Source organism: Autumnicola edwardsiae (assembly GCF_031846505.1).
Classification (GTDB): Bacteria; Bacteroidota; Bacteroidia; order Flavobacteriales; family Flavobacteriaceae; genus Autumnicola; species Autumnicola edwardsiae.
The window spans coordinates 16,546-30,135 of record NZ_JAVRHP010000039.1; the positions used below are offsets into that span (position 1 = coordinate 16,546).

At 39.1% G+C, this 13,590-nt stretch carries 16 protein-coding genes; 1 reads left to right on the forward strand and 15 read right to left on the reverse strand.

Going from position 1 to position 13,590, the window contains the following annotated elements; genetic code table 11:
* Nucleotides 1-33: 33 nt before the first annotated feature.
* Nucleotides 34-1,092 (forward strand): class I fructose-bisphosphate aldolase, encoded by a 1,059-nt coding sequence (locus RM529_RS09135; protein ID WP_311484488.1) that lies wholly within the window; start codon nt 34-36, stop codon nt 1,090-1,092.
* Between the two features lie 262 nt (nt 1,093-1,354).
* On the opposite strand, the gene RM529_RS09140 is transcribed toward RM529_RS09135, so the two are convergent.
* The 15 genes from RM529_RS09140 to recR all read right to left on the reverse strand — a co-directional run bounded on the left by RM529_RS09140 (nt 1,355) and on the right by recR (nt 13,386).
* Nucleotides 1,355-1,771, reverse strand: coding sequence for a hypothetical protein (locus tag RM529_RS09140; RefSeq protein WP_311484489.1), 417 nt, complete (start codon nt 1,769-1,771; stop codon nt 1,355-1,357).
* 201 nt (nt 1,772-1,972) lie between these two features.
* Nucleotides 1,973-2,392 carry a hypothetical protein gene (locus RM529_RS09145; RefSeq protein ID WP_311484490.1) on the reverse strand — a complete coding sequence of 140 codons (420 nt, stop codon included), beginning with the start codon at nt 2,390-2,392 and terminating at the stop codon, nt 1,973-1,975.
* Between the two features lie 58 nt (nt 2,393-2,450).
* The gene (gene rimO / locus RM529_RS09150; RefSeq protein ID WP_311484491.1) at nt 2,451-3,803 is read right to left on the reverse strand and encodes a 30S ribosomal protein S12 methylthiotransferase RimO; all 1,353 of its coding nucleotides are present in this window, start codon (nt 3,801-3,803) and stop codon (nt 2,451-2,453) included.
* A 246-nt stretch (nt 3,804-4,049) separates the two neighbouring features.
* Entirely contained in the window at nt 4,050-4,325 is a 276-nt protein-coding gene (locus RM529_RS09155) for a hypothetical protein (RefSeq protein WP_311484492.1), read from the reverse strand.
* Nucleotides 4,325-5,947 (reverse strand): amidase family protein, encoded by a 1,623-nt coding sequence (locus tag RM529_RS09160; protein ID WP_311484493.1) that lies wholly within the window; start codon nt 5,945-5,947, stop codon nt 4,325-4,327. The genes RM529_RS09155 and RM529_RS09160 overlap by 1 nt, the downstream gene beginning before the upstream one ends.
* Before the next feature lie 67 nt (nt 5,948-6,014).
* The gene (ftsY, locus tag RM529_RS09165; RefSeq protein ID WP_311484494.1) at nt 6,015-6,968 is read right to left on the reverse strand and encodes a signal recognition particle-docking protein FtsY; all 954 of its coding nucleotides are present in this window, start codon (nt 6,966-6,968) and stop codon (nt 6,015-6,017) included.
* 135 nt (nt 6,969-7,103) lie between these two features.
* Entirely contained in the window at nt 7,104-7,256 is a 153-nt protein-coding gene (locus tag RM529_RS09170; RefSeq protein WP_311484495.1) for a DUF4295 domain-containing protein, read from the reverse strand.
* Nucleotides 7,257-7,263: 7 nt separating this feature from the next.
* The gene (gene rpmG / locus RM529_RS09175) at nt 7,264-7,446 is read right to left on the reverse strand and encodes a 50S ribosomal protein L33 (protein WP_311484496.1); all 183 of its coding nucleotides are present in this window, start codon (nt 7,444-7,446) and stop codon (nt 7,264-7,266) included.
* A 25-nt stretch (nt 7,447-7,471) separates the two neighbouring features.
* Nucleotides 7,472-7,711: a 50S ribosomal protein L28 gene (rpmB, locus tag RM529_RS09180; RefSeq protein WP_311484497.1), complete on the reverse strand. Its 240-nt coding sequence runs from the start codon at nt 7,709-7,711 to the stop codon at nt 7,472-7,474.
* 148 nt (nt 7,712-7,859) lie between these two features.
* Complete coding sequence (locus RM529_RS09185) at nt 7,860-9,110, reverse strand: CinA family nicotinamide mononucleotide deamidase-related protein (RefSeq protein WP_311484498.1); 1,251 nt, start codon at nt 9,108-9,110, stop codon at nt 7,860-7,862.
* A complete protein-coding gene (locus RM529_RS09190) occupies nt 9,110-9,448 on the reverse strand; it encodes an Hpt domain-containing protein (protein WP_311484499.1) in 339 nt (112 codons plus the stop codon). Before RM529_RS09190 ends, RM529_RS09185 begins: the two co-directional genes overlap by 1 nt.
* Before the next feature lie 4 nt (nt 9,449-9,452).
* Complete coding sequence (locus tag RM529_RS09195) at nt 9,453-10,067, reverse strand: fumarylacetoacetate hydrolase family protein (RefSeq protein ID WP_311484500.1); 615 nt, start codon at nt 10,065-10,067, stop codon at nt 9,453-9,455.
* Between the two features lie 140 nt (nt 10,068-10,207).
* Nucleotides 10,208-10,984: a 3'-5' exonuclease gene (locus RM529_RS09200; RefSeq protein WP_311484501.1), complete on the reverse strand. Its 777-nt coding sequence runs from the start codon at nt 10,982-10,984 to the stop codon at nt 10,208-10,210.
* Between the two features lie 222 nt (nt 10,985-11,206).
* Complete coding sequence (locus RM529_RS09205) at nt 11,207-12,544, reverse strand: dihydrolipoamide acetyltransferase family protein (protein ID WP_311484502.1); 1,338 nt, start codon at nt 12,542-12,544, stop codon at nt 11,207-11,209.
* A gap of 224 nt (nt 12,545-12,768) precedes the next feature.
* Entirely contained in the window at nt 12,769-13,386 is a 618-nt protein-coding gene (gene recR, locus RM529_RS09210) for a recombination mediator RecR (protein ID WP_311484503.1), read from the reverse strand.
* Between the last annotated feature and the right edge of the window lie 204 nt (nt 13,387-13,590).

Sequence of the window (13,590 nt, forward strand, 5' to 3'; positions counted from 1 at the left end):
CTAAATAAATCACGACTACAAATTAGAACAGCTATGAAAAAAATAAATGAAATCACTGAAATTTTAGGGGACGATACTTCTTACTACCTGGATCATGTTAGCAAAAAAATCCCGAAAGAGCGGCTACAGATTCCGGGACCGGAAAGCGTAGATAATTTCAGGGAAAGCGACAGGAGTCCGCAGGTACTAAAAAATCTCGCTCAGCTCTACAACCACGGGAATTTAGGCGGAACGGGTTATATCAACATATTGCCTATCGATCAGGGAATCGAGCATTCCGCAGCATTTTCGTTTTATAAAAATCAGGATTATTTTGATCCCGAAAATATCGTGAAGCTGGCAGTAGAAGCCGGTTGTAATGGTGTGGCATCCACCTTTGGTGCTCTTGCCCTCCACTCCAGAAAGTATGCTCATAAAATTCCATTTGTGGTAAAGATAAATCACAACGAACTGCTTACCTACCCCAATAAGTATGACCAGATTTCCTACGGAACGGTAAAAGAAGCCTGGAACCTGGGTGCAACGGCCATAGGGGCGACAATTTATTTTGGATCAAAACAAAGTAACCGACAAATACAGGAAATTGCTGAAGCTTTTGAAGAAGCTCACCAATTAGGAATGGCTACTATCCTTTGGTGCTATACCCGTAACAGCGAATTTAAAACCGATAGCGATGACTACCACAGTGCAGCCGATCTTACCGGACAGGCCAACCACATTGGTGTCACTATAAAAGCTGATATAATTAAGCAGAAACTACCGACCAATAACTTCGGTTTCCGGGAAGTTGATTTCGCTAAATATGACGAAGAAATGTACGAAAGCCTTACCACAGATCATCCAATTGATCTTTGCCGGCTTCAGGTGGCTAATTGCTATATGGGAAAAATTGGCTTGATCAATTCCGGAGGTGGCTCTAAAGGGGAATCAGATTATAAAGAGGCCGTTAGAACTGCAATTATCAACAAACGTGCAGGCGGTAGCGGACTCATTATGGGAAGAAAAGCTTTTCAGCGTCCTTTAAAAGAAGGTGTGGATATTCTGGAAAGCGTACAAAGTGTATATTTAAATGATAAAATTACAGTGGCTTAAAATTTAAGTGGAGAGTGGAAAGTCCTTAGATTTCAGACCTGCAAGGTTTTAAAAACCTTGTAGGTCTTTTTTAGGTGCAAATCTAAAACCTACAAGGTCAAAAAAAAACCTTGCAGGAGCTGCATCGCGACCCCTCATAAAAAAATCAGAAATGAGGAAATCCTGCAAGGTTTTACAAACCTTGTAGGTTTTTTTGCATTCCCATTTAAACCAACAAGGACCAGAAAAGACCTTGCAGGAGAGTCTTAACTTTTCATCATTTTTAAGCAGAAACTTTAGAAAAATTGCTCGCCAAAGACTCAGATTGCAAAAGCTGAATATCTTCTTGAGCAAAATACTTTAACTCCATCATGCTACCGTTTGCCGCACCAGATTTCAGAATAAAATGACTGTTCGTGACAGAAAGTGAATCTATTTCTGTCAAAAAATATTCCTTCTCTGATTGAAGATGCTCTGCCACTATAATCTTCTCGTTATTCCATGCAATAAAAATCCGGTTCGTGTTTCTGTAATAAAAATGAGAAAAGAAATAAAGTACTGCGGGAATTAAATAGAGAAAAACAAATAGCTCCTCGCTGGCGAAAAGAAAAGATAAAATTGAAAAAATCATCCAGAAACTTCCAAAAATCAGATTATAATACCTTCTGAAGAAGTTTAGTTGCCCATGGATTTTCTGCATAATATGGCATTTACAAATACAAGATAAGAAATTTTGCGAACTGACCTGCAAGGTCTTAAAAACCCTGTGGGTCTTATTCATGTCGCAGATTAGACCTACAAGGTAAAAATACCTTGCAGGAGATTTGCGCTAATAAAACTACTCTTGGTGAAATTATTTATTAAAGAAGCCCTGAAATCGTCCTTATCTTAACCTAAAAATTTAGCTGGATATATTCAGGCTATTATGATTTACGGAAAGTAGTGCTTTTTCCAGCTTTGCAATATCTTCTGCTTTATAGCCTTTTAACTCCAATATTATACCATTAGCAGCACCAGATTTGATAGTGAAATGATTGTTGAAAATTTTTAAAGAATCAATCTCTTCATAATTATATTCAAGAGGTAGTTTGTCTCTCTCCTTAATAACAACTTTTTCTTTGTTCCAGGCAATATATTCTTCCGTACGATTTCCATAATAGTAGGCATAGCCTGCATAAAGAATTCCCAATGGAACATATAAAAAGAAAGGCATGCTTTCGTGTAGAAAAATAGAGACTACCCCAACGAAAATCCAGAATCCACCAAAAATATAATGATAGTTTTTTCTAAAAAAATTGTAGGGTTTCTCTATTTTATTCATTGTTATCTCGTTCAAGGATAATAACAAGATAATAATTATTTCACTTTTTACTAAATTTCTAAATGGTCCTCACCGTAATTTCCTTTCTGGAAGGTTTTTCAGCTTTTACGTTAACTGCTTCTCCGTATAAATCGAAGTCGGCAGCCTCGGTGATTTTTACATCGTAATATTCTGCGGTTTTTAGGTAGACTGAAGAAGCGTCGATTAAAACTTCGTTATCAACATCTGGAGAATCAGATTCTGTACGACCTACAAAGTAATTTCCTTCTTTACGATCTATAACTACTTTGAAGGTTTCACCGATTTTTTGCTGATTCAGTTCCCAGGAGATCTGTGACTGAATTTCCATAATTTCGTTCGCACGTTGCTGCTTTACTTCCTGCGGCACATTGTCTTCAAGATTATAGGCGTGGGTATTTTCTTCATGAGAATAGGTAAAACAGCCAAGCCGTTCAAATCGCATCTCCTTTACCCATTCTTTTAACTCCTGAAAATGTTCTTCAGTTTCACCTGGATAACCTACAATAAGCGTTGTTCTTATTGCCATTTCCGGAACTCTGCTTCTGAATTCCTTCAGAAGATTTGTGGTTTTCTCATGAGTTGTTCCGCGTCGCATCGACTTCAGCAAATCATCAGAAATATGTTGCAAAGGAATGTCGAGATAATTGCAAATTTTAGGCTCCCGCTTCATAACATCCAGAACATCCATCGGGAAACCGGTAGGAAACGCATAATGAAGACGGATCCATTCAATTCCCTCAACCTTAACAAGGTTTTCAAGAAGTTCAGCTAAATTTCGTTTTTTATAAAGATCGAGTCCGTAATAAGTAAGGTCCTGCGCGATAAGAATAAGCTCTTTTACTCCCTGCGCTGCAAGATTTTTAGCTTCGGTAACAAGATTTTCTATAGGAGTAGATTTGTGGCCGCCGCGCATTAACGGAATTGCACAAAAAGAACATGGCCGGTCGCAACCTTCAGCAATTTTTAAATAAGCGTAATTTTTTGGCGTTGTAGTCAATCGCTCACCAATAAGTTCATGCTTATAATCAGCTTCCAGAGCTTTTAAAAGTCCTGGCAATTCTGTAGTCCCGAAATACTGATCTACATTAGGAATTTCATTTTGAAGGTCGGGTTTATAACGCTCACTCAAACATCCGGTTACAAAGACTTTATCTACCTCTCCCTGCTCCTTCTTTTCTACAAATTCAAGAATGGTGTTCACCGACTGCTCTTTGGCATTATCTATAAAACCACAGGTATTAATCACCACAATATTTCCTTCTTCCTCGTGCACTACGTCCTTTTTATTGGCACGCAACTGCCCCATCAGCACTTCGCTGTCGTAAACATTTTTACTACAGCCAAGAGTTACTACATTAATCCTGTTCTTCTTGATCGACTTCGTCCTCATACTCAACTTAGTTTTTATCTGCTTTTATTTAAGTCTCAAAATTTCAGCAACCTGTCTAAGATTTGTCTAAAAATTGGCCTGCTTTAAAAGCGGTGCAAAGATACAACCTATTAATTAAAACTCTTTAGCTCTTGTAAAGGAATTAAGATCACTGCGCTGCAAGAAAAAAGAATCAAGAAAAATCTTCTTATATAAAAAGCAGTTGTTTAGAAATCAATAATAATTAAAACCCGGTAGAAATTGATGTTAACCGAAGTATTGCTGAAGTGTTAGCATCCACTCCCTCTCATAATAACGCACAATGGAAATCACGATAACCCCTGCCACTACATACGCCCAGCTGAATTTTTCTGTTTTCATCATATAGGCACCAATGGCTACAAATAATGCATAAGGAATACTTAGCACAAGATTTGGCAAAACCCATGCACCTCCAAAAATGGCAATTATCTTCATAATAATGTAGAAAACGCTATAGAAGAAAATAATTTTAGAAATTAGAACGAGGTTTCGTCTGGACATTAATCATTGTAATTTTCCGGAGAGATCCGGCGTTGGGAAACTGTTTCAAATTCTTTAGCCCATTCAAGCAAATGTTGTTCTTCAAAAGGTTTTGCAAATATTGTGAGCCCCCGGGGAGCGCCATCTTCGCCATAGCCCATGGGAACGGTGATACCTGGATACTGTGCAACCGCCGCATAGCCCGCGTGGTAATTATTGATTGAGATTACTGCATCCAGATTGTGTTCTTCCATAGGAACATCAAAAAATGCCCTTCCGTTGATTCTTAGCGTATCCTTAACCGCAGTAAACTCTGCTGAAGTAGCAGAATCCCGCATGATTCCTTCGAATAAAGACTGCCCATAAGGTGCCCTTCCCATAGAATCCTGCGTATTATAGCGGTAAACATCTTCCACACTCACAACTTCCAAATCTCCTCCGTAATTCTGAAAATAAGCAGGAAGATCTTTCTTCATATCCAGGTTTAGCAGTCGCAAAAAGTTTGGCAATTCAATTTCTTCCGCTTCAAATTCGATTACCTCTGCCCCGGCATTTTTAAGGTCATTCACGGCACGTACATACAGGGAATCTTCCAATAACCCGCGAATAGCACCAAATCTTTTCCCTTCCAAAGACGAATTTTCCAGCGGAGTATCATAATTTGAAATTACAGCGGTGTTTTGAGTCGTTGGATCTTCAGGGTCCTGCCCTGTCATTGCTGAAAGTAGAATGGCATTATCCACCGCAGATTTTGTGATAGGTCCCGGAGTATCGAGTGTGCTCGAAATTGGAATAATTCCGCTGCGGCTTAAAACACCGATTGTGGGTTTTAAACCTACCACAGAATTTTGACTGGAAGGTGACAAAATAGATCCTGAAGTTTCAGAACCTACTGCCACAGGAGCAAGATTTGCCGCTACAGCCACTGCACTTCCCGAACTTGAGCCCCCGGTGTCCAGGATTTTTCTTCCGTAGGGATTTAGGGTTTGCCCACCAACTGCCGAATAGCCACTGGGGCATTCTCCGCAGAAAAAATATGCCCATTCACTAAGGTTCGCCTTTCCCAGGATCAATGCACCGTTTTCCTTCAGTTTTTCGACAATAAAGGCATCATCGGTTTGATTATTCTGAAGCGCGACTGCACCGGCGGTCGTCGGCATATTTTCAGTATTAATATTGTCCTTTAAAAGCACAGGAATGCCGAAAATTGGATATTTTTCACCTTCACCGGAAGCCTGATCTTTTTCCCTTGCTTCTTCCAGAAGATTTGGATTCAGGAAAATGACCGAATTTAAGGACCGACTGTTATTTCTATCAAATTTTTGAATGCGCTTGAGATAAAAAAGTGCAAGTTCTTCGTAAGTTAGCATCCCGGACTGTATTGCGTCCTGAATTTCAGGAATATTGCGATCAAAAGCGAGTGGCTTTACTTCAGAATAGCGGTCTTCAGAGAAATTTGCCAATTCTTCAGCAAAAGGAGCCATAAGAGAGTCCTTATTGATGAATTTTGAGTCTAAAACCCTGTATTCCGGTTCTTCAGAAGCATTAATAGTATCCTGAACAGGCTGTTCAGCTTCATTTTTCTTATTATCTGCACAGGAAACTGCAAGAAAAACTAAAAAAAGTAAAATGATTTTTTTCATTAATTTCTGAATAAATACAAATTTAGCGGCACCTCAAAAATGGCAATTATCGACCTACTGTATTTATTTACTTAAAAAACGAATCTACAAATTCGTACTTATTGAATACCTGCAAATCTTCAACTCCCTCTCCTACTCCAATATACTTCACCGGAATCTGGAACTGGTCGCTAATACCAATAACCACGCCGCCTTTGGCAGTTCCGTCGAGTTTTGTGACTGCAAGAGAAGTAACTTCTGTAGCCGCTGTAAATTGCTTGGCCTGTTCAAAAGCATTTTGACCGGTAGAACCATCTAAAACCAGCAAAACCTCGTGCGGAGCATCTGGAATTACCTTTTGCATCACACGTTTTACCTTAGAAAGCTCCTTCATAAGGTTTACTTTATTATGCAACCTCCCGGCGGTATCGATTAAAACAACATCTGCATTTTGTTTAACGCCTTCCTGAACCGAGTCAAAAGCTACCGAAGCCGGATCGCTGCCCATACTCTGCTTTACAATAGGAACGCCCGTCCTGTCTGCCCAAATCTGGAGTTGGTCTATAGCTGCAGCCCTAAAAGTATCGGCCGCACCAAGAACAACTTTTTTTCCGGCACCTTTAAACTGGTGCGCCAATTTCCCAATAGTTGTAGTTTTTCCCACTCCGTTTACGCCCACGACCATGATTACGTAAGGCTTTTTATTTTCCGGTACGTGAATTTCTGAAGCTTCACCGCTATTTGTTTCAGAAAGAAGTCCGGCTATTTCTTCGCGCAGGATCTGGTTAAGCTCATCTGTCCCTAAATACCTGTCGCGTGCCACGCGCTCCTCTATCCTGTTTATAATTTTAATGGTAGTTGCCACACCAACGTCACTGCTTACCAAAACATCTTCCAGATCATCCAGCACCTCCTCGTCAACCTTCGATTTACCGGCAACAGCTTTACTCATCTTGGATAAGAAGTTGCTTTTGGACTTTTCAAGTCCTTTATCCAGCGTTTCCTTCTTTTCCTTGGAAAAAATCTTCTTAAATAAACTCATTTCTTGATAGGTTTAAAATCACGAAATTCCGGAAGAAATTTCCAGAACATAAAGTGTAAATATAATCAAAAAGAAAAAGCCGTCCAGATGTATCGGGACGGCTTTTTATTCTATACTATCGGGGAAGTTTTCCGATTATTTTTTGTTCAAAAAATCGTTAACGTCCTCAGGAGCCATTATCGCTTCAACAAATGTATAGGCACCTGTCTTTGGAGATTTAACCATTTTTATTGCTTTGGTTAATCTTTTTGTCCCTGTTTGGATTGATCCTACTGATTTCTTTGCCATGACTCAATTATTTTATTTCTTTATGAACAGTCATTTTCTTAAGGATTGGGTTGAATTTCTTCAACTCCAACCTGTCAGGGCTGTTCTTCTTGTTTTTGGTTGTGATATATCTTGAGGTTCCAGGTTTTCCTGTTCCCTTGTGCTCTGTACATTCTAAAATCACCTGTACTCTGTTACCTTTCTTTGCCATTTCGTTCTGTTTTTTAGCTTAGGACTTATTTCTTCATGAATCCTTTTTCTCTTGCCTCTTTTATTACAGCAGAGATGCCTTTTTTATTGATATTTTTAAGCGCAGATGTTGAAACTTTTAAAGTAACCCATCTATCCTCTTCAGGAATAAAAAAACGTTTTTTAACCAAATTGGCATTAAATTTACGCTTGGTCTTATTCATTGCATGAGAAACATTGTTCCCGACCATCGCCTTTTTACCTGTAAGTTCACAAACTCTTGACATTGCTCTATTCTTTAAACTCGTTATTTCAAAACAGGCTGCAAATTAACGATTTTTTTATATAACAGGCAACCTAAAATTAAAAATTATTTACAAGAAAAACATCAGGACATTTCCTGTATAAAAGGTCGCTTTTTCTCTAATTTCCTGCTTACAGCTTCGTTAATTCCCTCAAAATTAATTCAAAAGCTTTATTTACAGTCTTCTTTACCACCTGCTCCCTGCTGTTCCCAAAAACAAATTTCTTAGAATAGACGCCGTTTGGTGTTGCCAGAGCTATAAAAACGGTACCCACATCTGCATCACTTTCACCTTTAGTGGGACCAGCATTTCCTGTTGTACCTATTGCATAATGAGATTTGAACATTTCTTTGGCGTTTGTTGCCATTTTCTCTGCCACTTCAGCACTTACCACGCTGTACTTTTCTATAAGTTCCGCCGGGATATTCAGGATTTCTTTTTTCGCCTGGGTAGCATAAGAAACAAGACTACCTTTAAAGCAGGAAGAAGCCCCGGGATTAAGAGTGAATTGTGCTGCCAGTTCCCCGCCGGTACAACTCTCTGCAGCAGAAAGAAACTGATTTCTGGAAGAAAGTAATTTGCTTATGGTTTCTTCAATATTATCATCTTCGGAAACAGAATCGGCTATAATATCATCTATTAAAGGATGTAGTTTCTCAAATTCTTTTTCGATAGAAAGCTTTAATTCTTCTTCATTTTCTCCCTTTCCCGAAAGTCGTAACCTTACATTTCCAAGATCTGGCAGGTAAGCAAGTTTTAGGCCTTTGGGAAGATTATTCTCCCATTCTTCAATGCGCTCTGCAATGGCACTTTCTCCCAGGCCATAGGTCCTTATAGTTTTGTGGTAAATAAATGGCCTGTGAAATTCCTTTTTTAAACGAGGCACAATCTCCCGTTCCATTAGCGTTTTCATTTCGAAAGGAACTCCGGGAATTGCAATAAAAACTGTTTTATCTTTCTTTAGCCACAAACCCGGTGCGGTACCGAATTTATTGTGTAAAACGACAGCTTTTGAAGGAACCATAGCCTGCTCCCTGTTTAAATCTGAAACCTGGGCGTTTTCAATTTTCTCGAAGATCTTTTCTACATTTTTAAGGACATCTTCGTTAAGCTCCAGGACATCATCAAAATATTCACAAAGACAATACTTAGTCAGGTCATCTTTTGTAGGTCCCAGGCCTCCGGTGATAATCACCACATTTGCCCTACCGGCACAGTCCCTTAAAGTTTGAAGGATATGCTCCTTCTCATCTTGTATAGAAATAATTTGATGGACAACAATGCCTACCTTATTTAGTTCCTGCGCGATATGCGCAGAATTGGTATCCACAATCTGTCCTATAAGGATCTCGTCACCAATCGTTACTATTTCAGCCGTCATCAGAGATCAAAATCACGTTTTAAGGCGCTGCCCGCCACATTCACTTTCTTTGAAATAATTGCTGCAGCTTCAGGTACTTCATCTTTCATTTTACCTTCCTTGGACCAAGCTTCTATAATACGTATCTGGCTCATTAAGTTAAGGCCAAAGAGCTGAAGGTTTGGCTTCATTTTGTGCGCAAACTGGTATGCAAGGCCTGCATTGTCATTTTCTATTGCCTCGTTCATTGCTTCTACGTCTGGAGGGATTTCTGCCAGAAACGTTTGTACCACGACTTTCATAAAATCTTCATCGCCGCCGGCCATTTCTTTAACTTCATCTAGGTTATAACTGCTCATTAGGCTATTTGATTTGGATCGAAAAAATTTGCTCATCTTCGATAAACCCCTTTAGTTTATCATTTGTCTCCACTTTACCTACGCCTGCCGGGGTACCTGTAAAAATAACATCCCCAATCTTGAGCGTAAAAAAAGTAGAAATATAGGCAATCAACTCATCTATTTTCCATAACATAAGCGAAGTATTGCCTTTTTGAACGGTTTCTTTGTTCTTTAAAAGACTAAAGTTAATATTATTTATATTTTTTATCTCATTTTTAGGCAACCATTTTTCCCCTATTACAGCCGCTCCATCAAAGGCTTTTGCCTTTTCCCAGGGCAAGCCTTTGTCTTTTAATTTTTGCTGAAGGTCCCGTGCGGTAAAATCTATCCCCAGACCAATTTCATCATAATATTTATGAGCAAACTTCTCCCGGATGTGTTTTCCTACTTTTTTGATTTTCACAAGCACCTCAACCTCATAATGAACATCATTAGAGAAGTCGGGAATAAAAAAAGGCTGTTTCTTTAGTAATATGGCAGTATCTGGCTTCTGAAAAATTACCGGATCTTCCGGTTTTTCATTCTTCAATTCCGAAATGTGATCTGTATAATTTCTTCCAATACAAATGATCTTCATATCTAAAAACAGTTATTTTTAATTAAACGCTCTTGAATTAGACAGCTTTCTGCCTCCTGCATAGAAATCATGAAAAATTAGAGTATAATCAGTAGTTATTTTGATTCGTTCAGTTAAAGATGGTTCAGAAGATTGAATAATTAAGAAAGTTTATTATTTAGCCTTCTTAATTTTATCGCGGTAAGAACTTTTTTAGTGTACAGTGGGAAATCGGCATTCTGGATCCATCCAAAATAGCCGGGCTCTTCTTCCAGCACTTTTTCTACGCCCTTTCCTTTGTACTTTCCAAAAGCAAATATTTCCTGACCTTTTTTATCGTAAGTTATAAAACCGGCAAAATCAGCAAAACGTCTTCTTGCGCTAAATCCAGCCAGCCATTTAATGTCGTTGGTAAGATCATCATATTTATCCAACTGGGATTTTAATACCTCGTAAGTTGCATTGGTATCTGCCTGGGCAGTGTGGGCATTTTCCAGGTTTTTCCCGCAGTAGAACTGGTAAGCTGCAGAAAGGGTACGCTGTTCCTTCTTATGAAAAATTGTTTGTACATCTACTGCCAGCATATTTTTCATTTCAAAATCCACGCCTGCGCGAAGTAATTCTTCAGCTAAAAGCGGAATATCAAATCTGTTTGAATTATATCCACCCAGATCGCAACCTTTGATCATATCGTAAACCTGGTTCGCCAATTCCTTAAATGTAGGTTCATTTGCCACTTTTTCATTAGAGATACCATGAATGGCGATCACCTCCTCAGGGATTTCCCTTTCCGGATTCACCAGCCAGGTTCTACTTTCTTTATTTCCGTTAGGAAATATTTTCAGAACAGCAATTTCTACAATCCTGTCCTTCACCAGGTTCGTTCCTGTTGCTTCAAGATCGAAAAAACAGATGGGCTTGGTTAGATTTAATTCCATGAAAAACTATTTTTTTCAAAGATACTATAAATTGATTGTCTGACGGATTTATTGAAAACCCAATTCAATCAAGTACATGATCTAAAAAATTAGCCATGAGAGCTTCACGACTATTTCCTGTTCTTATAGTTTTAAAATTTGGGGAAATGTTTTCCTAGAAAAAACAAAGCCACGAAATTTCATACAGAATTTCGTGGCTTTACAATTAAGAATATATAAGTTTTAAATTTCCCTGTCCTTATCAAAATCTTCGAGGTACTGCGCAACACGCTGTACAAATTGCCCACCCAAAGCACCGTTCACAACACGGTGGTCATAGCTATGAGATAAGAACATTTTGTGGCGAATCCCAATAAAATCCCCATCTGGTGTTTCTATAACAGCAGGAACTTTCCTGATAGCCCCCAAAGCAAGGATTCCAACCTGCGGCTGATTAATAATTGGTGTTCCCATAATACTGCCGAAAGTACCTACATTGGTAACAGTATACGTTCCGCCCTGAATTTCATCTGGTTTCAATTTGTTCACTTTTGCCCGGGTGGCCAGATCATTAACTGCTTTTGCCATCCCAACCAGGTTCAATCTGTCTGCATTTTTAATCACCGGAACAATAAGATTACCATCGGGAAGTGCAGCGGCCATCCCGAGGTTAATATTTTTCTTTTTGATCACCTTATCTCCATCTAGAGAGATATTGATCATTGGGAAATCACGAATTGCTTTTGCGACAGCCTCCATAAAGATTGGAGTAAAAGTGAGCTTTTCCCCTTCTCTTTTCAAAAAGTCCGCTTTCTTTTTATTCCTCCAGTTCCAGATGTTGGTAACGTCAACTTCAATAAAAGACTGCACATGAGCCGACTTTTGTACGCTTTCTACCATGTGATGGGCAATCATTTTCCCCATACGGCTCATTTCTATAATCTCTTCTTCGCCAGACCTTACTGCCGATTCCTGTCCTGCCACTGCAGACTCCAACCCGGAAGTTTCAATTTTTTGGTCTTTTGCTACCGGTTTCTTTGGTGCCGGTTTGTTTGAACGACTTTCCAGGTAATTAAGAATATCATTCTTGGTTACCCTTTCATCCTTTCCGGTGCCTTCTATCTGTTCAAGCTCCTCTAAGCTAATCCCTTCTTCCTTTGCGATATTTCTAACCAGCGGAGAGTAAAAACGTGAAGAATCTGAGAAATTATCTCCAGAAGTTACTGCCTTTGCTTTATCTACACTGGTTTCAACTTCATTTATAAGGGCTTCTTCATCCTCAGTATGCTCCTCTTCATCATCTCTATCATTAAACAAATCTTCATCATCATCTATTTCACCTTCAGTTTCTATTATGGCAATTGTCTGGCCAACCTGCACCACATCATCAACTTCAAACAACTTTTCTACCAGCTTTCCTTCCACTTCACTGGGGATCTCGCTATCTACCTTGTCGGTCGCAATTTCGATTACCGGTTCATCTGCTTCAATCGTCTCACCAACTTCTTTTAACCAGCCAGTGATCGTTGCTTCCGCAACGCTTTCGCCCATTTGAGGTAATTTAAGTTCGAATTTTGCCATATTTCTATCTAAAAGATCTTTTTTTGTGTTTCGTTTACGAAATTAATCAATTTTAAGGTCTTCAAGTATTAAAAAATCAATAAAATTGAAATGTACTGAAATTCTTCTTACAATAACGATTTAAATTCTTTACCGTAAAATTACAACTTCGGGGGCTGAATGTAAAATGTACAGCAGGTTTTCCCAAGAGAGCTGGCAAACGTGAAATATCTTTTCAGAAAACCCTAACCTTTCATGGAACTTTCAAAAGGAACCCTGTTTGTGATGCTTCTACCCAATGTTACCTCATCTGCATATTCCAGTTCATCACCCACTGAAATTCCGCGTGCGATCGTCGAAGTTTTTACAGGTGTTTCCTCAAGCTGCCTGAAAATGTAAAAATTGGTAGTATCGCCTTCCAGTGTGCTGCTAAGAGCAAAAATAATCTCCTCAACCTTTCCCGCTTTTACTTTTTCAATTAATGGTTTAATGGTGAGCTGTGAAGGACCAATCCCGTCCATCGGACTAATTTTTCCACCCAAAACATGGTAGAGACCACGGTATTGAGCGGTATTCTCAATGGCCATTACATCCCGGATATCTTCCACCACACAAACTATTTCGCTAATCCTATTGGGATTTGCACAAATATCACAAAGCTCTGTGTCACTAATATTGAAACAATTTTTGCAAAGTTTAATTTCAGACCGCAATTTTTGTAAAGCCGCGGCCAGCTGCTCGGTTTGCGATTCCGGTTGCTTTAAAAGATGCAGCACCAAACGTAAGGCAGTCCGTTTTCCAATGCCCGGCAGCTGTGACATTTCGTCTACAGCCTGCTCCAGTAATTTTGAAGAAAAGTCCATACCGCGAATTTAATTAATTTTCATCGATTTTTTTAACCCTTACAAGTAGAGTTAAAAACATCTCACCCCTTCGATCCTCCAGTTTTTTCTCCCGCGGATCATGCAGAACACCGCAGATAAATTTCGCTCTCTAATCTAATCTAATTTTTCCACTTTTAACTTTTCCCCCTTTAACTCCTTTACTCCTAATTCTTCCCTTGTTTC